The sequence below is a fragment of the Thermophilibacter sp. genome (assembly GCF_966187215.1).
Map to the genome: position 1 here is coordinate 1 of NZ_CBIFYV010000019.1, position 20,415 is coordinate 20,415.

General features: G+C 70.4%; 16 protein-coding genes and 5 tRNA genes. 17 read left to right on the plus strand and 4 right to left on the minus strand.

Going from position 1 to position 20,415, the window contains the following annotated elements; genetic code table 11:
- The first annotated feature begins 363 nt into the window (after nt 1–363).
- The 8 genes from ACWTSU_RS01940 to ptsP all read left to right on the plus strand — a co-directional run bounded on the left by ACWTSU_RS01940 (nt 364) and on the right by ptsP (nt 6,198).
- Nucleotides 364–1,110 (plus strand): Fic family protein, encoded by a 747-nt coding sequence (locus ACWTSU_RS01940; RefSeq protein WP_455138203.1) that lies wholly within the window; start codon nt 364–366, stop codon nt 1,108–1,110.
- 131 nt (nt 1,111–1,241) lie between these two features.
- Nucleotides 1,242–1,317 (plus strand) — tRNA-His (locus ACWTSU_RS01945).
- 2 nt (nt 1,318–1,319) lie between these two features.
- Nucleotides 1,320–1,395, plus strand: a tRNA-Lys gene (locus ACWTSU_RS01950).
- Nucleotides 1,396–1,690: 295 nt separating this feature from the next.
- On the plus strand, nt 1,691–2,470 hold the full coding sequence (locus tag ACWTSU_RS01955) for a DNA/RNA non-specific endonuclease (RefSeq protein WP_455138204.1): 780 nt from the start codon (nt 1,691–1,693) through the stop codon (nt 2,468–2,470).
- Between the two features lie 90 nt (nt 2,471–2,560).
- Entirely contained in the window at nt 2,561–3,148 is a 588-nt protein-coding gene (locus ACWTSU_RS01960) for an NUDIX domain-containing protein (RefSeq protein WP_455138205.1), read from the plus strand.
- A 21-nt stretch (nt 3,149–3,169) separates the two neighbouring features.
- A tRNA-Arg gene (locus tag ACWTSU_RS01965) sits at nt 3,170–3,246 on the plus strand.
- Nucleotides 3,247–3,398: 152 nt separating this feature from the next.
- Nucleotides 3,399–4,409 (plus strand): 1-phosphofructokinase family hexose kinase, encoded by a 1,011-nt coding sequence (locus tag ACWTSU_RS01970; protein WP_455138206.1) that lies wholly within the window; start codon nt 3,399–3,401, stop codon nt 4,407–4,409.
- Between the two features lie 85 nt (nt 4,410–4,494).
- Nucleotides 4,495–6,198, plus strand: a complete 1,704-nt coding sequence (gene ptsP / locus ACWTSU_RS01975; protein WP_455138207.1) for a phosphoenolpyruvate--protein phosphotransferase — start codon at nt 4,495–4,497, stop codon at nt 6,196–6,198.
- Between the two features lie 79 nt (nt 6,199–6,277).
- Here ptsP and ACWTSU_RS01980 read toward each other — a convergent pair whose 3' ends face one another.
- From ACWTSU_RS01980 to ACWTSU_RS01990, 3 genes are all read right to left on the minus strand, one after another.
- On the minus strand, nt 6,278–7,207 hold the full coding sequence (locus tag ACWTSU_RS01980) for a diacylglycerol/lipid kinase family protein (protein WP_455138208.1): 930 nt from the start codon (nt 7,205–7,207) through the stop codon (nt 6,278–6,280).
- A 346-nt stretch (nt 7,208–7,553) separates the two neighbouring features.
- Nucleotides 7,554–7,627: transfer RNA gene (locus ACWTSU_RS01985), tRNA-Gly, on the minus strand.
- A 4-nt stretch (nt 7,628–7,631) separates the two neighbouring features.
- Nucleotides 7,632–7,708, minus strand: a tRNA-Pro gene (locus ACWTSU_RS01990).
- Between the two features lie 208 nt (nt 7,709–7,916).
- Here ACWTSU_RS01990 and gdhA point away from each other — a divergent pair.
- The 3 genes from gdhA to ACWTSU_RS02005 all read left to right on the plus strand — a co-directional run bounded on the left by gdhA (nt 7,917) and on the right by ACWTSU_RS02005 (nt 13,106).
- On the plus strand, nt 7,917–9,272 hold the full coding sequence (gdhA, locus tag ACWTSU_RS01995; RefSeq protein ID WP_455138209.1) for an NADP-specific glutamate dehydrogenase: 1,356 nt from the start codon (nt 7,917–7,919) through the stop codon (nt 9,270–9,272).
- Between the two features lie 206 nt (nt 9,273–9,478).
- Complete coding sequence (locus tag ACWTSU_RS02000) at nt 9,479–11,254, plus strand: ABC transporter ATP-binding protein (RefSeq protein WP_455138210.1); 1,776 nt, start codon at nt 9,479–9,481, stop codon at nt 11,252–11,254.
- Nucleotides 11,247–13,106: an ABC transporter ATP-binding protein gene (locus ACWTSU_RS02005; RefSeq protein ID WP_455138211.1), complete on the plus strand. Its 1,860-nt coding sequence runs from the start codon at nt 11,247–11,249 to the stop codon at nt 13,104–13,106. The genes ACWTSU_RS02000 and ACWTSU_RS02005 overlap by 8 nt, the downstream gene beginning before the upstream one ends.
- Nucleotides 13,107–13,387: 281 nt before the next feature.
- Here the strand turns inward: ACWTSU_RS02005 and ACWTSU_RS02010 are convergent, their stop codons facing one another.
- Complete coding sequence (locus ACWTSU_RS02010; RefSeq protein ID WP_455138212.1) at nt 13,388–13,612, minus strand: FmdB family zinc ribbon protein; 225 nt, start codon at nt 13,610–13,612, stop codon at nt 13,388–13,390.
- 134 nt (nt 13,613–13,746) lie between these two features.
- Here ACWTSU_RS02010 and ACWTSU_RS02015 point away from each other — a divergent pair, with 134 nt between their 5' ends.
- The 6 genes from ACWTSU_RS02015 to ACWTSU_RS02040 all read left to right on the plus strand — a co-directional run.
- On the plus strand, nt 13,747–15,135 hold the full coding sequence (locus ACWTSU_RS02015) for a thiamine diphosphokinase (RefSeq protein ID WP_455138213.1): 1,389 nt from the start codon (nt 13,747–13,749) through the stop codon (nt 15,133–15,135).
- A gap of 95 nt (nt 15,136–15,230) precedes the next feature.
- Nucleotides 15,231–15,419, plus strand: coding sequence for a 50S ribosomal protein L28 (gene rpmB / locus ACWTSU_RS02020; protein ID WP_072371255.1), 189 nt, complete (start codon nt 15,231–15,233; stop codon nt 15,417–15,419).
- 139 nt (nt 15,420–15,558) lie between these two features.
- On the plus strand, nt 15,559–15,906 hold the full coding sequence (locus ACWTSU_RS02025) for an Asp23/Gls24 family envelope stress response protein (protein ID WP_455138214.1): 348 nt from the start codon (nt 15,559–15,561) through the stop codon (nt 15,904–15,906).
- Between the two features lie 31 nt (nt 15,907–15,937).
- Nucleotides 15,938–17,623, plus strand: coding sequence for a DAK2 domain-containing protein (locus tag ACWTSU_RS02030; RefSeq protein WP_455138215.1), 1,686 nt, complete (start codon nt 15,938–15,940; stop codon nt 17,621–17,623).
- Between the two features lie 3 nt (nt 17,624–17,626).
- Complete coding sequence (locus tag ACWTSU_RS02035) at nt 17,627–19,912, plus strand: ATP-dependent DNA helicase RecG (RefSeq protein WP_455138216.1); 2,286 nt, start codon at nt 17,627–17,629, stop codon at nt 19,910–19,912.
- Nucleotides 19,909–20,415 (plus strand): RsmD family RNA methyltransferase (locus tag ACWTSU_RS02040; protein WP_455138217.1); only part of this gene is annotated, 507 nt, incomplete at its 3' end. The genes ACWTSU_RS02035 and ACWTSU_RS02040, both read left to right, overlap by 4 nt.

Below are 20,415 nucleotides of genomic sequence, written 5' to 3' on the forward strand. Positions count from 1 at the left end.
CCGGCACACTCCGGAGCCACCGCCCCGCGCCGCGCATCATAGCCCGGAACGGGCTCCCGGGCCACTAAACAGTATCGGCGTACACTCTGAGCGGATACGTACACTGTTGCAACCCTGATATCGAGAGGTCTAACCCAGCGACCTGCGGTTTCCTCTATAGTTGACACTATATCAACCTTCAAAATGCGTACGTAACCGCCGAGAGTGTACGTAACCAGTTGTTGTCCCCGCAGTCGTGCCCTCATCTCTCGCCCCCGCACCGCCCCTCCGCCGACGCGCGCCCGCCGCTGCCGGAGTCGCCGCCCGCCGCCGGCGCGGCGCGCCCTACAATGCCCCCAAGTCAACGCCCGGGAAGGGGGTCCCATGTCCGAATCCATCAAGGCCACCTACCACGACCTGCGCGACCAGTGGGACGCCCTGACGGACGAGCGCCGCGAGGAGCTTCTCGCCGAGTTTGAGCCCGACTACGTCTACAACTCCGAGAAGATCGAGAACGCCGAGCTCACCTATGCCATCGTGCGCGAGATCGTCGACCGCGGCACGGTCTCGGGATACACTGGCGACGTCCTCATGCTCATGGAGACCTACAACCTCAAGGTCTCGTGGGAGCTGGCGCGCCGCAAGCTGGCCGAGGACCCGTGCCTCTCGGAGGAGCTCGTCTGCCAGGCGCAGGAGCTCGTGACCATGGGCACCTACAGCGAGAAGCTGCTGCTCGCCGACGAGCGCCCGGGCACCTTCAAGCTCGGCGACTACGTGGGCGGCCCGGCGAGCGTGGGCATCCCGGCGGCCGAGGTGCCGCACGCGGTGGGGGTGCTCGCCGACGACGTGAACACCTACCTCGAGGAGGGGCGCCGCTCGCTCACCATCGCGGCGTACCTGCACGCCAAGCTCTTCGACATTCACCCGTTCGCCGACGGCAACGGCCGCACGGCGCGCCTGCTCATGAACGGCGTCCTTCTCGCGATGGGCATGCCGCCGATCGTGGTCCACGCGCAGAACCACGCCGCCTACCACGCGGCGCTCGACGTCTTCCACCTGGAGGGCGACCTCGAGCCGCTCAAGCGCCTCCTCATGACCGAGTCGGTGCTCACCTGGGAGGGGCTGCTGTGACGGGGATGCTGGCCGCGGGTCTCGCGCGCTGCTCGTCGTGAGGAGGTTGCCGGTCCCGGGAAATTGACCCTTGCGCGCCGCGGCGCGGTCGTGCATACTAGTCAAGCTGCCTCGCGCAGCGGACATAGATGGTGGGCGTAGCTCAGTTGGTAGAGCGACGGACTGTGGCTCCGTAGGTCGAGGGTTCGAGACCCTTCGCCCACCCCATCGGATCGTTAGCTCAGCTGGTAGAGCAGGGGACTCTTAATCCCAAGGTCCAGGGTTCGAACCCCTGACGATCCACCACGAATGTTTCGGCCGGGTGCCCACGGGTGCCCGGCCGTTCTCGTGCCTCGCGGGTTTCTCGCCCCGTCGGGTGCTTCCGAATCCCCGGAAGTCTGCGGGTCCGCACGCCATACGCTCAGAAAACCCCGCAAGTCTGTGATTGCAACGTCAGACTTTCCGCGATTCCTGAGCGCTGGCGAGAAGAACCCTCCGACTTCCCGCAATCTTGAAGTGCTCGCCGTCCCTCGCGCCGCTCCGAATCCGTCCGGGGGTCGTGCTATCCTGCCCCCAACGGCGACGCGAGGGGAGGGCGCACATGGCGCGAAGGGGACGTCTGCCAAGAGGGATACGGGCCCGTCACCCGCTCGCGCTGGTCGTCGCGCTCGTCGTCACGTTCGCCGCGGGCATCGGGGGCGGGGCGCTGTCGGCGCAGAACGCCCCATTGACGCAGGCGCCCACCGTCGCCGCGGGTGCGGAGGTCCCCGGCACGTGGGACGCGTCGGCCTATCCCGACTACTACCGCGTGCTCGGCGCCGCCGTGGTCGAGGACGAGCCCGCCCCCGGCGAGGCGCGCTACGCGGGCGTCGACCGGCTCGGCCGCGCCGGGCGGGTGGTCGCCACGGTCACGCCCGAGATGGCCGCAGCGGGCTCGGAGCGCGAGCGCGCCGACCTCTCGGAGGTCCGGCCGGCGGGCTGGGGCCACAACGCCGAGGTCACCATCCCCATGCCGGACGGCTCGGACTACCGCGGCTACCTCTTCAACCGCAGCCACCTGCTGGCCAAGTCGCTCGGCGGCTCCGACGACGTCCAGAACCTCGTCACCGGAACGCGCACGCAGAACGTGGGCGACAACCACGGCCAGGACGGCGGCATGGCCTATACGGAGGGCCTCGCGCGCGACTGGCTGCGCGCGCACCCGGACGGCACCGTCTACTACGCCGCGACGCCCGTCTACGAGGGCTCGGAGCTGCTGCCGCGCAGCGTCGTCGTGGACGTGCGCAGCTCGGACGGCTCGATAGACGTCGAGGTGGAGGTCTTCAACGCCGCCGCGGGCTACGACATCGACTACGCGACCGGCGCCTTCGAGCCCGCGTAGCCGCGGCACCCCGTCCTGCGCCCTTGTCGCCCGCCGCGCCCCGTGCCCCGCGCCCGTGGCACAATGAACGTGCCGAAGACGGGAGGGAACATGCCAACCAACCTCGATGACGTCGCGTCCGTCCGCGCCGCGCTCGCGCCCGATCCCGCGCTCGCCGAGCGCGTCACGCGCTCCGAGCGCCCCTGGACCGGCCGGATCTTCTCGGTGGAGCTCGCCGAGGTGGAGCTCCCCGACGGCAGCCGCGCCCCGCGCGAGCTGGTGCGCCACCACGGCGGCGCCGGGGTGGTGGCCGTGCGCGACGGTCGCGTCTGCCTGGTCAAGCAGTACCGCGTGGCGCTCGGGCGCGCGACGCTGGAGATCCCCGCCGGCAAGGTGGACCCCGGCGAGGACCGCGCCGCCACCGCCGCGCGCGAGCTCGCGGAGGAGACCGGGCTCGTGGCCGAGCGCCTGGAGCCGCTCGTGGAGTCGTACGGCTCGCCCGGCTTCACCGACGAGCACACCTCGGTCTACCTGGCGCGCGGCCTCTCGCAGGGTCCGGCGCGCCCGGATGACGGAGAGCTCGTCAACACGGTCTGGGTCGAGCTGGGCGCCGCGGTGGAGGCCATCCGCCTCGGTCTTCTCGACGACGCCAAGACCGTGATGGGCATTCTCGCCGCGCGAGCCTTTGGCATGCTCTAAAATGGCCTCGCGCCAGCCGACGCGCCCTTAGCTCAGCTGGATAGAGCCGCGGACTTCTAATCCGAAGGTCGGGGGTTCGAGTCCCTCAGGGCGCACCATCGGTCAGAGCCCGGGCCGGGCGTCCTCGCGACGTCCGGCCCGTATGGTGCCTCTGACGGCGGCGGCAGGCGCGCTCGCGTATTTCTCTGCGGGCGCCAATCGAAGATGCGGCATACTTACACCTGAGTCTGCCTGTTGGAAGGAGCACACGTTGATCTACACCATGACGCTGAACCCCGCCCTCGACTACGTGATGCACCCCCTGACGCTCGACATGGGCTTCACCAACCGCTCCTCCTCCGAGGAGCTGCACTGCGGCGGCAACGGCATCAACATCTCCACGCTCCTCAACGAGCTCGACGTCCCCAGCATCGCGATGGGCATCGCCGCCGGCTTCACGGGCGACTACCTCCTGCGCCGCCTGCAGGAGAAGGGCGTGGCGAGCAACTTCGTGCTGCTCGACCGCGGCTACACCCGCATCAACATCAAGCTCAACGGCATCGTCATGACGATGGTCAACGGCATGGGCCCCAAGATCCCCGAGAAGAAGGTCGACGAGCTGCTCGAGCGCATGGACGTCGTCAACGCCGGCGACACGCTCGTGCTCACGGGCTCCATCCCCAACTCGCTCCCCGAGGACATGTACTCCCAGATCATGCGCCGCCTGGGCGGCCGCGGCATCCAGTTCGTGGTGGACGCCCCGGGCCAGCTGCTCATGGAGGCCCTCGAGATGCACCCGTTCCTCATCAAGCCCAACAACCACGAGGTCGGCCGCATCTACGGCGTCAACATCGAGGAGCCCGAGGAGTGCATGCCCTACGCGCACAAGCTCCAGGACGCGGGCGCCCGCAACGTCATCATCTCCTGCGGCGGCCACGGGTCGCTGCTGCTGGACGAGAATGGCGCCGAGCACATCGTCCCCACGGCCAAGATCAAGCTCGTCAACGCCACCGGCGCCGGCGACTCCATGGTCGCGGGCTTCCTCGCGCAGGTCACGCGCGGCGTGGACTACGAGACGGCGCTGATCTTCGCCGGCGCCTGCGGTACCGCCACGGCGGCGAGCAAGGGCATCGCCAAGCGCTCCACGGTCGACCGCGTGGTGGCCGCGCTCTACAAGAAGATGGGCCGCGCCATCCCCGGCACCATCGCGCAGGACATGCAGCAGACCAAGGAGCGCGAGGAGGCGCTGGCCGCCGAGGCCCAGGCGTCCTCCAAGGCCTAGCCCTCAGTTGGTTCAGACGCCCCGCGGGGGCGTGGACATTTCAGGTGTGCGGCCGCGCGAGCGGCCCGACGTAGGGGGAGAGAACATGTACGAGGGAGTCAACGCATCTGACGGCATTGGCATCGGCGTCGCGCGCGTCGCCGTTGAGCCGGACCTCAGCTTCACGCCGCACGCGCCCGAGGACGCCGGCGACGAGAAGCAGCGCTACGCCGCGGCGGTCGCCAAGTTCATCGAGCAGACTAACGCGCAGATCGAGCGCATGACGCAGACGGTCGGCGAGGAGGCCGCCGCCATCATGGGCGCCCACATCGAGTTCGCCGAGGACGACGGCATCAAGGACATGGTCAACAGCTCCATCGAGAGCGGCATGTGCGCCGAGCAGGCCGTCTCCGAGGCCTATGACATGTACTACAACATGTTTTCCAACATGGAGGACGAGCTCTTCCGCGAGCGCGCAGCCGACGTCGCCGACGTCAAGACCGGCCTTCTCGCCGACCTGCTGGGCCAGGAGCTGGTGGACCTCTCCACGCTGCCCGAGAACTCCATCGTCGTGGTCCGCGAGCTCACGCCGTCCATGACCGCCGACATCGACAAGGACAACGTGGCCGGCATCGTCACCGAGACCGGCGGCCGCACCTCGCACTCCGCGATCATCGCCCGCGCGCTCGAGATTCCGGCCGTGCTCTCGGTGGCCGACTGCACCAAGAACGTCAAGACCGGCGACATGGTCATCGTCGACGGCTCGCGCGGCCGCGTCATCGTCAACCCCACCGACGACGAGCTCGCCCACTACCGCGCCAAGGCCAAGCAGTTCGCCGAGGAGAAGGCCGCGCTCGAGGCCTACCGCGGCAAGCCCACGGTCACCGGTGACGGCGAGAAGGTCATGCTCGTGGCCAACATCGGCAACCCCGACGACGCCAACGTGGCCGCCGAGCACGACTGCGAGGGCGTGGGCCTCTTCCGCTCCGAGTTCCTGTTCATGGACGCCAAGGAGCTCCCGAGCGAGGACGAGCAGTTCTCCGCGTACCAGAAGGTCGCCCTGCGCATGAAGGACCAGCCGGTCATCATCCGCACGCTCGACGTGGGCGGCGACAAGGAGATTCCGTACCTCAACCTCCAGAAGGAGGAGAACCCCTTCATGGGGTACCGTGCGGTCCGCTACTGCCTGAACAACCCCGACCAGTACAAGGTCCAGCTCACGGCGCTGCTGCGCGCCTCCGCCTTCGGCGACATCAAGATCATGATCCCGCTGGTGACCAACATCGATGAGATCCGCCAGGTCAAGGAGCTCGTCGAGGAGTGCAAGGCCGACCTTGACGCGCGTGGCGTGGCCTACAACAAGGACATCGAGGTCGGCACCATGATCGAGACGCCCGCCGCGTCGCTGATCGCCGACGACCTCGCCGCCGAGTGCGACTTCTTCTCCATCGGCACCAACGACCTCATCGGCTACACCATGTGCGCCGACCGCGGCAACGACCGCGTGAGCTACCTCTACGAGGTCTACCAGCCCGCCGTGCTGCGCTCGCTCAAGCGCATCATCGAGGAGGGCAACAAGGCCGGCATCATGGTCGGCATGTGCGGAGAGGCCGCGGCCGACCCGCTGCTCATCCCGGTGCTGCTGTCCTTCGGCCTGAACGAGTTCTCCGTGTCCGCGCCGTCGATCCTGCGCACGCGCCGCATCATCTCCGAGTGGACCAAGGCCGACGCCGACGCCCTCACCGAGAAGGTCATGAAGCTCAAGACCGCCACCGAGGTCAAGGCCATGCTCCAGGCCGCCGCGCGCTAGGCTGCACGGCATCCGAGCGTTCGGGCGCCCCGATCCCTGATGGGTCGGGGCGCTCTTCTGTGCGCGGGCGGTGACGTGGCTAGCGCGGGAAGATGACGCGCAGCGCGTCCGGGACGACCTCGATCTCGAAATGGGTGCCGCGCAGCGGCTCGCCGTCGACCTGGCAGGGCGGCTCGGAGGCGAAGGCGAGCGTCGCCCGCCGGATGCGGCGCAGCTTCACGGCGCTCGAGCGGGCGTGCAGCCCGCGCCGGGCCAGGGCGAACAGCGCGAGGAAGCGGGGGAGTGCGGGCACGCTCACGTTGTAGCAGACGTCGAGAAGACCGTCGGTGGGGTCGGCCTCCGGGCAGATGCGGAAGCCGCCGCCGTAGCTCGGCCCCACCTGGACGGCGAAGATGAGCTCGGAGAGCTCGCGCGCCGGCTCGTCGTCGAAGCGCGCCGCGCAGGCCCAGCCGCCGCGGGCGTGCGAGAGGATCCTGAGCCCGGAGGTCACGAAGAGCGCCTCGCCCTCCTGGGAGGTGTCGGCCGCGCGGCGGGCGGTGGTGTCGAGCGCGATGGCGGCGTCCAGCCCGAACGAGAGCGTCTGCACGAAGGGCACGCCGTTGACGCGCCCGACCTCCACGGGCCGCGCGACGCCGCGCACGAGCTGCGCGAGCGCGGCCTCGACGTCGTTTCTCGCCATGCCGAGCGTGCGGGCGTAGTCGTTGCCGGAGCCGAGCGGGATCACGCCGAGCTGCGGCCGCTCATCCGCCGGCATCGTCATGAGGCCGCACGCCACCTCGTGGATCACGCCGTCGCCTCCGAGGGCGAGCACGGTGTCGAAGCCCCGCGCGTCGGCGGCGATGTCCGTGGCGTCGCCGGGCGCGGCCGTGCGGCGCACCTCGTGGCCGCGCGTCGCCGACCCCCAGCTCGCGAGGAAGCGCTCGGCGAAGTCAGCGCCCTCGGCCCCGCGCCCGCTGTGCGCGGCGGGGTTGGCTATGACGAGCGTGCGTCCCAGCGGGGATCCTGGCATGGCGTGCCCTTCTCGCGACCTTCTCGCCCGCCATTCTACGCGTCCGCCCCGGAGCGGGGCGGTGTCGGCGACGGCCGCGCGTCCCGGTTGAGGACGTGGCCTTTCAGGTTGCTTGAGCATGTCGGATGTCGACAAAACGACCCTCCGGAACGCCCTGTTTGTCGATTTTCGACAAGCTCAAGGTAACTGAAAACGTGGAGGCGGGAGAAGGGCCGGGGGGTGCCGAGAGAGGCAGCGAGAAGGGCTGGGGGCGGCGAGAAGGGCTGGGGGTACGCCGAGAGGAGCCGGCGGCCCCGCGCGCCGAAAAGTGGGCCGGACGCCCGTGGCATCCGGCCCTGCGCTCTCGTGGAGCGGGTGACGGGAGTCGAACCCGCGTCATCAGCTTGGAAGGCTGAGGTTCTACCGTTGAACCACACCCGCGTGCTGGTCGGGGCGACTGGATTCGAACCAGCGACCCTCTGCTCCCAAAGCAGATGCGCTACCAAGCTGCGCCACGCCCCGGTCGCAGGTAGCCAGTATAGGCGAGGCGCGCCGGCGGAGCAAGGGAGCCGTCCGGCGCCCGTCTGACCTCGCTCTATGTACGGAAGGTTTCGCGGCGGGTTCGCTGACGTTACGCGTGCGGGTCCGCTCCGTTGCCCAGCGTTACGGGAAGATATCCTCGTCTGGAAGCTGAATCCGGCCCCAGTGCCGATCGTAGATTGGAGCGCACATGACCTACTCCGAGCGCATCATCGCCGACCTCGAGGCGCGCTACCCCGAGCAGTCCGAGTTCATCCAGGCGGCCAAGGAGGTCCTCGAGACCCTGCAGCCCGCCCTCGACGCGCACCCCGAGTACGAGGAGGCCGGCCTGCTCGAGCGCCTCGTGGAGCCCGAGCGCGTGGTCATGTTCCGCGTGCCCTGGGTCGACGATTCCGGCAAGGTCCAGGTCAACCGCGGCTATCGCGTGGAGTTCAACTCCGCCATCGGGCCCTACAAGGGCGGCCTGCGCTTCAACCCCACGGTGACGCTCGGCATGCTCAAGTTCCTCGGCTTCGAGCAGATCTTCAAGAACGCGCTCACCACGCTGCCCATGGGCGGCGGCAAGGGCGGCGCCGACTTCGACCCCAAGGGCAAGTCCAACCGTGAGGTCATGGCGTTCTGCCAGTCGTTCATGACGGAGCTCTGCCGCCACATCGGCCCCAACACCGACGTCCCGGCCGGTGACCTGGGCGTGGGCGGCCGCGAGGTGGCCTACATGTTCGGCCAGTACAAGCGCATCCGCAACGAGTGGACCGGCGTGCTCACCGGCAAGGGCCTCACCTTCGGCGGCTCGCTCGCCCGCACCGAGGCCACCGGCTACGGCCTGGTGTACTTCGTCGACGAGTATCTCAAGAGCCAGGGCGACACCTTCGAGGGCAAGCAGGTCGTCGTGCACGGCTCCGGCAACGTGGCCATCTACGCCATCCAGAAGGTCGCGCAGCTCGGCGGCAAGACGATCGCCTGCTCCGACACCAAGGGCTGGGTCGAGGACCCCGACGGCATCGACTACCAGGTGCTCGAGCACATCTACAACAAGAAGCGCTCCGGCCACGACCAGGGCGTGAGCCTGGCCATGTACGTCGACGAGCGCCCCGGCGCCACCTGGCACGAGGGCGACGGCCGCGGCGTCTGGCAGCTCGCCTGCGACATCGCGCTGCCCTGCGCCCGCGAGAACACCCTCACCCTCGAGGACGCGAAGGCGCTCGTGGCCAACGGCTGCAAGGTCGTCGGCGAGGGCGCCAACATGCCCACCACGCCCGACGCCACCACCTACCTCATGGACAACGGCGTGGCCTTCATGCCCGGCAAGGCGGCCAACGCCGGTGGCGTGCTCGTGTCCGGCCTCGAGATGAGCCAGAACGCCGAGCACCTCTCCTGGACCTTCGAGGAGGTCGACGGCAAGCTCGAGGAGCTCATGCGCGGCATGTTCCACAACGTCGCCGACACCGCCGCCTCCTACGGCCACGAGGGCAACTTCGTGATGGGCGCCAACATCGCCGGCTTCACCAAGGTCGCCGACGCCATGATGGCCCAGGGCGTCTGCTAGGCGAGAAGTTCCTGTAGCGGGGGAGAGGCCCGCCGACTTCCACGCAGGAGTGCGCTTCGCGGAACTCCTGCTTAGGAAGTCGGCGGGCCTCGCGCTGCCATGATGTTCTCTTTCAATATGTTTCGGCTCGGGGGTCATCTCGGTGCGGTTGACGCGGGGCGAGAAGGCCGGTAGGCTGGCGTGACCGGTCGGCAGGAGGGGGTACGGTGGGCAAGAAGAAGCGTGACTACAGCAAGCGCGCCTCGGCGCGGCTGCTCGTGAGCCTCATGGCGCCCTACAAGGGGCTTCTCGCCGCCATCCTCGTGGCGTCTTTGTGCGACATGACCGGCATGCTGCTCATCCCCACGCAGCTCTCGGCGATGGTCAACGTGGCCGTGAACACGCGCGACATGAGCGCGCTCATGGGCCACGGCGTCTCCATGCTGATCGCGGCCTTCGTGGGCTCGGGCGGCTACCTCACGTCGGTCTACCTCACCTCCAAGCTCTGTGCGCGCGTCGGGCGCGACCTGCGCATGCGCGTCTACGAGGCGTCGCTGGCCTTCTCGTCGTCGGACTTCAACGCCTTCGGCACCGGCTCCATGATCACGCGCACGCTCTCGGACGCCAACGTCGTCCAGCAGACGCTCCTGATGTCGATCCTCATGATCTTCCCGGTGCCCATCGCCTGCGTGATCGCCGTGGCGCTCGCCTTCTCGACCGACGTCGTCATGGGCTGGGTGCTGCTCGCGGTCACGCTCGCGGTCATCGGCATCTGCGCCGCCGCCGTGGCCCGCTCCGCGCCGATCTTCACGCGCCTGCAGGGGTTCATCGACAGCATGAACACGCGCCTGCGCGAGTCCATCACCGGCGTCCGCGTGATCCGCGCCTTCGGCAAGGAGGCGCACGAGCGCGCCCGCCTCGACGAGACCTTCTCGGACTTCGCGAGCAACGCGATCCGCGTGAACTTCGTGTTCGCGCTCACCGACTCGATCACGTTCTTCCTGATGAACGCCGTGGAGGCCGCGATCATGTGGGTCGGCGCGGACCGCGTGGGCGCGCACGCCATGCAGATCGGCTCGATCTCGGCGCTCGTGGAGTATGCGATGCTCATCATGATGTTCCTCATGATGGCGCAGTTCGCGATCCTGCAGGTGCCCCGCGCGCTGGCGTGCCTCACGCGCGCCGCCGAGGTGCTCGGCGTGGAGCCCGAGATCGCCGACGACCCCGCGCCGCGCGCGCTCGCGCCGGCGGAGCGCGGCGAGGAGGTGGCGCGCTTCGACCACGTGAGCATGCGCTTCCCCGACGCCGACGAGGACACCCTGCACGACCTCACGTTCTCGCTGCGGCGCGGCGAGGTCACCGCGATCATCGGCAACACAGGCTCGGGCAAGTCGACGATCGCGCGCATGCTGCTGCGCTTCAACGACGCCACGGGTGGCAGCCTGAGCTTCGGCGGCGTCGATGTGCGCCGCCTCGCGCAGGAGGACCTGCGGCGGCGCATCGCGTACGTGCCGCAGAAGGCGTGGCTCTTCTCGGGCACGATCGCCGAGAACCTGCGCTACGGCGACGCCGACGCCCCCGACGAGCGCCTGTGGCACGCCCTCGACGTGGCCCAGGGCGGCTTCGTGCGGCAGCTGCCGGACGCGCTCGGCACGCGCGTCGCGCAGGGCGGCACGAACTTCTCGGGCGGCCAGCGCCAGCGCCTCGCCATCGCCCGCGCGCTGGTGCGCGACGCCGACCTCTACGTCTTCGACGACTCGTTCTCGGCGCTCGACTACAAGACCGACGCGGCGCTGCGCCACGCGCTCGCCGGCGAGCTCACGGGCGCGGCCACGCTGATCATCGCCCAGCGCGTGAGCACGATCCACGACGCCGACCAGATCGTGGTGCTAAGGGACGGCGAGGTCGTGGGCCTGGGTCGCCACGACGAGCTGATGGGGACGTGCCCCACCTACCGGGAGATCGCGGACTCGCAGACGAGGGGAGGCGCGGGCGATGAGTAGCGAGAGGAACCAGGAGCTCGACCAGGCTGCCGAGCTCGAGCGCGGCCGGGCAGTCGCGGTGGACGAGACGGAGCTCGAGGTCCCGACCGACGCCCTCGGCACGGCGCGCCGCCTCTGGGGCGCCGCCGCGGGCCAGCGCTGGCGCCTCGTGGTGGCGGCGCTCTGCTCGGTCGCCTACGTGGCGGGCTCGCTCGGCGCCACCGCCTACAGCGCGCACCTGATCGACCTGCTCTGGACCAACATCCAGGCCGCCTTCGCGTCGGGGGAGAGCTTCGTGGCGGCCATCGGCAACGGCGGCGAGGAGATCCTCGTGTTTCTCGGCATCTGGACCGCGGCGTGGGTCTTCTACACCGTCCAGGTGCTCGTCATGGCGAGCTTCGCGGAGAGGCTCAACCTGGGCCTGCGCGAGCGGATCGCCGAGAAGTGCGCGCGCCTGCCGCTCTCCTACTACGACGCGCACCAGCCCGGCGACACGATCAGCCGCGCCACCAACGACCTCGACAAGGTCTCCGAGGTGCTGCAGCGCGGCCTGCTCCAGCTGCTGATCGCCGTGGCCATGGTCGGCGGCGCCATCGTCATGATGTCGACCTACGACCTGGCGCTGACCGGCGTCTTCGTGGCGTTTGCGCTCGTGGCGACCGTGGCGACCAAGGTCGTGACCACGAGCACCCTGCGCCTCGCCGCGGCGCGCCAGGCCGCGCTCGGCGACCTGACCGGACGGGTCGAGGAGGCCTACAGCGGCCGCGCGGTGATCAAGGCGTTCGGGCGCGAGGAGGCCAGCCTCGCCGACGTGCGCGACGCCGCCGAGCGGCTCGCCCAGACGAGCGGCACCGCGGACTTCGTCACCAACGCCATCGCGCCGGCCATCCGCTTCCTGATGCGGCTGTGCCAGGTGACCGTGGGGCTTCTCGCCGGCGGCATGCTGGTCATGGGGCAGATCTCGGTCGGCGTGTTCCAGGCGTTCTTCCAGTACGTGATGCAGGCGTCCGAGCCCTTCACGCAGCTCTCGCTCACGGTGAACATGCTGCAGGGCGCGCTGGCGGCCGCCGAGCGGGTGTTCCGCCTGCTCGACGAGGCGGAGGTCACGCCCGACCCGGCCGAGCCCGCCGAGCTCCCCGAGCCGGTCCGCGGGCGCGTGGCGTTCGAGCACGTGCGCTTTGGCTACGCGCCCGACCGCCCGCTGATGCGCGACGTCTCGCTCGTGGCCGAGCCGGGGCAGAAGGTAGCCATCGTCGGGGCCACGGGAGCCGGCAAGACGACGCTGATCAACCTGCTCATGCGCTTCTACGAGGTGGACGGCGGGCGCATTACGCTCGACGGCGTGGACACCCGCGAGCTCACGCGCGCCGACCTGCGCCGGCAGTTCGGCATGGTGCTGCAGGACGCGTGGCTGTTCGGCGGCACCATCGCCGACAACATCGCCTACGGCAAGCCCGGGGCCACCCGCGAGGAGGTCGAGGCGGCGGCGCGCGCGGCGCACGTGGACTTCTTCGTGCGGACGCTGCCGCACGGCTACGACACGGTGCTCTCCAACGACGCCGAGAACATCAGCCAGGGTCAGCGGCAGCTCCTCACGATCGCGCGCGCCATGCTCACCGACCCGGCGATCCTCATCCTCGACGAGGCCACCTCGAGCGTGGACACCCGCACCGAGCAGGCCATCGTTCGTGCGATGGAGGCCATCATGGAGAACCGCACGAGCTTCGTGATCGCGCACCGGCTCTCCACGATCGTGGACGCCGACCTCATCCTGGTGATGGAGGCGGGCACGATCATCGAGCAGGGCACGCACGAGGAGCTTCTCGCCGCCGGCGGCGCCTACGCCGAGCTGTACCGCAGCCAGTTCGCGTGACGCGCTCGCGCGACGTGCGGCCGGCCGGCAATGGCCTCTCCTTCCAAACAACCCGCAAAAAATGATTTCATAATCATATAATCGCAGGATTAAGGTTTGTGAATGTCAGATTTTGCGGGTTATTTGCCCCGGCGCGAGGGGGACAGGGCGGCGAGAAGGACGGGGCGGCGCGGCGAAAGGGATGGGGCAGCGCGAAGGACGGGGCGGCGTGGCGAGAAGGGCGACGCGCACGAAAAACGGCCCCCGAGGGGGCCGTCGTCTCGCGCGCATGCGCTCGGCGCCTAGTCGCAGGCGGCGCAGCTCTCGCACTTCTCGCTCTTGGGGGAGCTGTCGCGCTGGTCGGTGTTGTAGAACCCGGTGCCCTTGAACACGATGCCCGACGGGTCGAAGACGCGCTCGGCCACGTGCCCGCAGCTGGGGCAGCTGACGGTCGGGTGCGCGCTCATGGGGTGCTCGACCTCGAACGTGGCGCCGCAGTCCGGGCAGTGATAGTCGTAACGAGCCATAGAATCCTCCGAGACGCTCCTCTTGCTGGTCCGCAGGATACTTTACCCAACCTTGCCGCCGCTCTGTCCGAGAATGTGCGCCATCACACACACGCCGCCCGCTACAATGGCGCGGGACGAGAGATGGGGGAGCGATGGACATCACCGGTGCGATCTTCGACTGCGACGGCACGCTCGTCGACTCGATGGGCATGTGGGCGCATGCGTTCGGCTGGCTCTGCGAGCGCCACCACGTGAGCGGCGTGACCCAGGAGGAGGTCGAGTCGCTCTCGCTCTACGACGGCTGCGCGGTGCTGCACGACACGTACGGCGTCAGCGCCCCCATCGACGAGCTCTACGAGCAGATCTGCGCGCACGTCCGCGAGGCCTACGTCCGTGACGTGCTCGCTTTCCCGCACGTGCGCGACCTCCTCGACGAGCTGGCGGCGGCCGGCGTGCCGATGGTGGTCGCGAGCTCCACGCCGGTGCGCGAGCTGCGCTGCGCGCTCGAGGCCCACAGCCTGGCCGGCTACTTCTCCGACGTCGTGAGCACCGAGGACGTGGGCGGGCGCGACAAGGAGTTCCCTGACGTCTACCTCGAGGCCGCGCGGCGCCTGGGCAGCGACGTCGCGACCACGTGGGTCTTCGAGGACGCGCCCTTCGGCGTGCGCACGGCGCGGCGCGCGGGATTTGCCGTGGTGGGCCTCATAAACGACCACGACGGCCGCCGCGAGCAGGACGTGCGCCCGTGGTGCGACATCTTCGCGCACGGGTGGGAGGAGCTCTCGCTTGCGCGCATCCGCGACTACGAGCGCCCGGCCGACGCCGTGAGCGGCGCGCTCGAGGCGCTCGTGGTGGCCGGCTCGCCCGAGCCGAGCACGCCGGGGCTGGTGGCGCGCCTCGCGGCCGCCGCCGACTACGTGGTCTGCGCCGACCGCGGCGCCGACGCCTGCAAAGCGGCGGGCGTGGCGCCCGACGTCTACTGCGGCGACTCGGACTCCGCCTCGCCCGAGGCCGACGCGTGGGCCCGCGCGTCGGCCGCGACCTGCATCGGATTCCCCAGTGAGAAGTACGCCACCGACCTCGCCCTCGCGCTCGACTGCGCGCGCCACGAGGCCGCGCGCCGCGGCGAGGCGCTCCGCCTGACACTCACGTGCGCCACGGGCGGCCGCCCCGACCACGCGCTCGCCGTGCTCGGCCAGCTCGCGCGCTCGGGCGCGTCCGCCGCGCGCCAGGTCGAGGACGGCTTCGAGATGCGCGTGGTGTCGGCCGACGCCGACGCGCGCTGGGAGCTGGGCGCGGCCGCCGTGGGCAGGACCTTCTCGGCCGTCGCCGTGGCGCCGGGCACGCGCGTGGACGAGCGCGGCATGCGCTGGGAGCTGACCGACCACCCGATGGGGCTTCTCGACGACCTGGGCGTCTCCAACGTGGTCACAAGCGCCGACGCGAGCGTGACGTGCCGCGCGGGCGCCGTGGCGGCGTTCCTTCTGGGCGCGCCGGCCCAACCGGTGGCGCCTCCCGACACAAACGCCACAAATGCTTGAGGTTTTGAGTTGCGCCCCTGGAACCGTGTGCTATAGTTGGCGAGCTGTGTAAAAGCGGGCGCGAGAAGAGCGCCGCGCCCCCGAGGAGGTCGAGCATGTCCAAGGTCTGTGAGTTCTGCGGCAAGCACGCCGTTGCCGGTCATTCCATCAGCCACTCCCACCGTGTGGTGAACCGCACGTTCAAGCCCAACATCCAGCGCGTCACCGTGGTCGTCGACGGCCACCGCCGCAAGGCCAACGTCTGCTCGCGCTGCCTCAAGTCCGGCAAGATCGCCCGCAGCTAGGGCCACGCGCAGAGTCTGAGAGGGGAGGTCGCTCGCGGCCTCCCCTTTTTCGTGCGCCGCGGCCCCGCGCGGCGGCCCCGTGCCCTGCGCTATAATCTACGGCGACTGAGACAGCTCACCGCCAGCGAGAGGAGAACACATGTCAGGTGTCGTTCCGGGAACGCTGAGGGTCTCCAACGACTGCATCGCCGACCTCGCGGGCTACGCGGCCCTCGAGTGCTACGGCGTGGTCGGCATGGCCGAGATTGACGAGCAGGCCGGCGTGGCACGCCTGCTGCCCTCGCAGCGCCTGCGCAAGGGCATCGACGTCGCCGCCTCGGGCGGGCGCGTCTCGGTCGACCTGCACGTCATCGTGGAGCAGGGGGTCAACATCACCTCCGTCGTGGGCAACCTCACCAGCTCGGTCAAGTTCCTGCTCAAGCAGATCGCCGAGCTCGATGCCGTGGATGTGCGCGTGCACATCGTGGGCCTGCGCAACGCCCGCTAGCCACGCCGACAAGAACCGAGGTCCTGAGAAGATGATTTCCACCACCGTCCGCTCGTGCTTCCCCGTGGCCGCCCAGGTCGTGGCCGACCGCGCCGAGGAGATCAACAAGCTCAACGTCTTCCCCGTGCCTGACGGCGACACCGGCACCAACATGTCGCTCACGCTCGGCACCGTGGTGCGCGAGATCCAGGCCCTGCCCGCCGACGCCACCATGGACGACGTCGCCCAGGCCATCACGCACGGCTCGCTCATGGGCGCGCGCGGCAACTCCGGCGTCATCACCTCCCAGATCCTGCGCGGCGTGGCCGAGGGCCTGTGCGACGCCAAGGACCAGGCCCACCCCACGCCCGCCGACATCGCCCACGCGTGGCGCCGCGGCGTGAAGGTGGCCTTCAAGGCGGTCCGCAAGCCGGTGGAGGGCACCATCCTCACCGTCCTGCGCGACGTCTCCGCCAAGGCCGACCAGCTCGAGAAGACCAAGGGGCTCAGCTGCCACGAGATGCTCGACGCCCTCGTGGTGGAGGCCTACGAGTCGGTGGCGCGCACGCCGGAGCTGCTGCCCGTCCTCAAGGAGAACGGCGTGGTCGACTCGGGCGCCTTCGGCTTCGCGGTCTTCCTCGAGGCGTTCGTGAACGCGGCCGAGGGCAAGGCGGGCGCGGCGGCCACCGACTTCAAGACCACCGTGGACGCCAAGGCCGACGTCTCCGCCAAGGTGGCCATCGAGCTCAACGACGACTGGGAGGGCTCGGAGTACCGCTACTGCAACGAGTTCCTCTTCAAGGCCGAGAAGCCCTTCGACGTGGACGAGTCCCTGGCCTACCTCGCCGCGCTCGGCGACTGCGAGCTCATCGTGGGCGCCTATCCCGACTTCAAGGTCCACGTGCACTCCAACGAGCCCAACCGCGTGCTCGAGTACATGCTGCGGTTCGGCCAGGTCTACGAGGTCTTCATCCACAACATGGACATGGAGTCCCACGACCGCACGGCCAAGATCGCGGCTGACCAGGCCGCGGCGTCCGCGACCGAGCCCGCCCCCGCCGACGAGCCCCGCAAGGCGCTCGGCTTCGTGGCCGTGGCGGCCGGCTCGGGCGAGGAGGAGATCCTGCGCTCGCTGGGCGTGGACGTGGTGGTCTCCGGCGGGCAGACGATGAACCCGTCCACGGCCGACATCCTCGCCGCCGTCGAGCGGGCCAACGCCGACAACGTGATCGTGCTGCCGGGCAACGGCAACATCCGCATGGCCGCCGAGGCCGCGGCCTCGGCCTGCGAGGACGCGCGCGTGGCCGTGGTCCCCACCAAGACCGTGCCCCAGGGCTTCTCGGCGATGTTCGCCGTGGACCCGGAGGCGTCGCTCGAGGACAACGTGGCGGCCATGACCGAGGCCATCTCGGTGGTGCGCGACGGCGAGGTCACCACCGCCGTGCGCGACTCCGCCGCGGCCGACGGCACGCCGATCCACGCCGGCGACGTCATGGGCATCCAGGACGGCGAGATCACCGTGGTCGGCAGCTCCGTGGACGAGGTCACGCTCGAGCTCATCGGGCGCATGCAGGACGAGGACGAGGGCGACTCTCTCACGATCCTCGCCGGCTCGGACCTGGACGACGCGGCCTTCGAGAAGCTCGTGTCCGCCATCGAGGAGGCCCAGCCCGACCTCGAGGTCGACCCGCACCGCGGCGAGCAGCCCCTCTACCCGGTGATCTTCTCGATCGAGTAGCGCGTGGGCGCGCTCGCACGGGCAGCGTCCGCCGAGAGGGTGCAGCGCACCTGCGCCCTCTCGGACTCCGTGTCGCGCCTGCGCTACGTCTCGGGGGCCCGGCTCGCGGCCCTCGAGCGGCTGGGCGTCCGTCGCGTCCGCGACCTGCTGCTCCGCATCCCCCATCGCTACCTGGACTTCACGCGCGTCGTGCCGATCGCCCTCGCCGACGTGGGGTCCGACGCCACCGTGGTCGGGACCGTGGATCGCGTGACGCTCAAGCGCCCGCGCCCCCGCATGCAGGTCGTCGAGGTCTTCGTGGTGGACGACACCGGCGTGCTGCAGGCCAGCTTCTTCCGCCAGCCCTGGATCGCCGAGCAGCTCCACGAGGGCGACCGCGTGGCGCTGTCGGGCAAGGTCACGTTCGCCTACGGCTTCAAGCAGATGCGCTCGCCGTTCCACGAGGTCGTGGAACGAGGCGAGAAGGACACGGCGTCGGACGCCGGTGGGCGTGACCCCCGTCCTCAAACAGCTTCGCCGGAGCCAAGTGCGGGCTCCGGCTGCAGAACTGCGGGCGGGAGTCACGCCCACCGGCTGCCCGCGGGGGGTGCCACCGGAGCCTACGCGCGCGTGCTGCCGGTGCACCCGGTGGGGGAGGGCGTGAGCCTCGCGTGGATGCGCCGGATCGTCTCGGCGGCCCTGGCCGACGTGGGCGACGTCTGCGACTGGCTGCCCGCCGGCCTGGCGGCGCGCCGCGGCCTCATGACGCTCGCCCGCGCCCTGCGCGCGGTGCACTTCCCGGCCACGCTCGGGGAGGCCGAGTCCGCGCGGCGCCGGCTGGCCTACGACGAGCTGCTGTGCCTGCAGCTCGCGCTGCTCACGCGCCGCCGGATCGAGCTCGGCGGCGTGGAGCCGCAGACCCACGTCACGGACGGCCCGCACCGCGCCGCCCTTCTCGCCGCGCTGCCCTTCGAGCTCACGGACGAGCAACGCGCCGCCGCCGACGAGATCCTCGCCGACATGGCCGCCCCGCGCGTGATGAACCGCCTGCTTCTGGGCGACGTCGGGACCGGCAAGACGGCCGTGGCCGCCGTGGCGCTCGCCGCCTGCGCCGACACCGGGACCCAGGCCGCCGTCATGGCCCCCACCTCGGTCCTCGCCCGGCAGTACGCCGAGAAGCTCGGCCCCGTGCTCGAGGCCGCCAACGTGAGCTGGGCGCTCGTCACCGGCGCCACGCCCGCCGACGAGCGTGCGCTGGCCTGCGCCGCCATCGAGCGCGGCGAGACCTGCGTGACCTTCGGTACCACCGCGCTGCTCTCGGACGACGTCTCCTTCGCGGCGCTCTCACTTGTGGTCATCGACGAGCAGCACCGCTTCGGCGTTGACCAGCGCGCGGCGCTGCGAGGCAAGGGCGCGGGTGCCGACCTTTTGGCCATGACCGCCACGCCCATCCCGCGCACGCTGGCGCTGTCGCTCTACGGCGACGTGGACATCTCCCGCATCCGCCGCCGGCCGCGCGCCGGCGCGGGCGTCACCACGCGCGTCGTCACCCCGGACAACCTCGATCTCGCCTGGGGCGCGATCCGCGACGCCGCGGCTGCCGGGCACCAGGCCTACGTCATCTGCCCGCTCGTCGACGACGCCGACGACGGCTCGGAGCTCGACGACGTGCCGGAGAGCCTGCGATCGTCCGGTGCACGCGTCCGCTCGGCCGTCTCGACCGCCGCCGAGCTCTCCGAGCGCGTGCTGCCGGAGCTGACCTGCGACCTGCTCCACGGCCGCATGTCGGCTGCCGAGAAGGACCGCGCGATGGAGCGCTTCCGCGCCGGTAAGACCCAGGTGCTCGTCTCCACGACGGTCGTGGAGGTGGGCGTGGACGTGCCCAACGCCACGGTGATAGTGGTACTCGACGCCGACCGCTTCGGCCTGGCGACCCTGCACCAGCTGCGCGGCCGCGTGGGCCGCGGGGACGCGGCGGGCACGGTGTTTCTGTCGTGCGCCGCCAAGCGCGGCGGCGCGGCCCGCGAGCGGCTGGCCGCGCTCGAGGCGACCTCGGACGGCTTCGAGCTCGCCGAGCTCGACCTGCGCCTGCGCCACGAGGGCGAGGTGCTGGGGTACCGCCAGAGCGGCGGCATCTCGCTCGAGGTCTGCGACCTGGAGACCGACCGCGACCTCGTGGAGCTCGCCCACGCGGACGCCCGTGACATCGCCGCCGACGACCCGTCGCTCGCCGCGCCCGCGCACCGCGCGCTGGCGCTCGAGGTGCGTGACCGCTTCGGCGCCTACTTCGAGGAGCTGGACCGGACATGAGGATAGTGGGGGGCAAGTGGCGGGGCCGCCGCGTCGAGGCGCCGGAGGGGCGCGACGTGACGCGCCCCACGACCGACCGCGCGCGCGAGCGGATCGCCTCGATGGTGCTGTCGGCGCGCGGGCTCGACCTCTCGGGCTGCTCGGTGCTCGACGCGTTCGCCGGCTCGGGCGCCATGGGGCTGGAGCTGGTCTCGCGCGGCGCCGCGGGCGCCACGTTCGTGGACCGGGACCGGCGCGCGGTCGCGCGCCTGCGCCGCACGGCCGCTTCGCTCGGCGCCACGCGCGAGGAGTGCCGCGCGCTCGCGGGAGACGTCTTCGCGCTCGCCGCGCGCGGCCTTGCGGGGGCTCCCTTCGACGTGGTATTCCTCGACCCGCCCTACGCGTTCGAGGCGTCGCGCGTCTCCGCGCTCGTGGAGACGCTCGCGCGCACGGGGCAGCTCGCGGACGGCGCGCTCGTCGTCTACGAGCGCTCGGCGGGCGCGGACGGGCTCAGCTGCGCGGGG

Excerpts from the sequence above, each read along its gene's own strand:
- ACWTSU_RS01980 (WP_455138208.1), bottom strand. The coding sequence starts at position 7,207 with ATGCCAGGATCCCCGCTGGGACGCACGCTCGTCATAGCCAACCCCGCC.
- ACWTSU_RS02030 (WP_455138215.1), top strand. The coding sequence starts at position 15,938 with ATGATTTCCACCACCGTCCGCTCGTGCTTCCCCGTGGCCGCCCAGGTC.
- ACWTSU_RS01955 (WP_455138204.1), top strand. The coding sequence starts at position 1,691 with ATGGCGCGAAGGGGACGTCTGCCAAGAGGGATACGGGCCCGTCACCCG.
- ACWTSU_RS02010 (WP_455138212.1), bottom strand. The coding sequence starts at position 13,612 with ATGGCTCGTTACGACTATCACTGCCCGGACTGCGGCGCCACGTTCGAG.
- ACWTSU_RS01940 (WP_455138203.1), top strand. The coding sequence starts at position 364 with ATGTCCGAATCCATCAAGGCCACCTACCACGACCTGCGCGACCAGTGG.
- ACWTSU_RS02015 (WP_455138213.1), top strand. The coding sequence starts at position 13,747 with ATGGACATCACCGGTGCGATCTTCGACTGCGACGGCACGCTCGTCGAC.
- rpmB (WP_072371255.1), top strand. The coding sequence starts at position 15,231 with ATGTCCAAGGTCTGTGAGTTCTGCGGCAAGCACGCCGTTGCCGGTCAT.
- ACWTSU_RS02005 (WP_455138211.1), top strand. The coding sequence starts at position 11,247 with ATGAGTAGCGAGAGGAACCAGGAGCTCGACCAGGCTGCCGAGCTCGAG.
- ACWTSU_RS01960 (WP_455138205.1), top strand. The coding sequence starts at position 2,561 with ATGCCAACCAACCTCGATGACGTCGCGTCCGTCCGCGCCGCGCTCGCG.
- ACWTSU_RS02025 (WP_455138214.1), top strand. The coding sequence starts at position 15,559 with ATGTCAGGTGTCGTTCCGGGAACGCTGAGGGTCTCCAACGACTGCATC.
- gdhA (WP_455138209.1), top strand. The coding sequence starts at position 7,917 with ATGACCTACTCCGAGCGCATCATCGCCGACCTCGAGGCGCGCTACCCC.
- ptsP (WP_455138207.1), top strand. The coding sequence starts at position 4,495 with ATGTACGAGGGAGTCAACGCATCTGACGGCATTGGCATCGGCGTCGCG.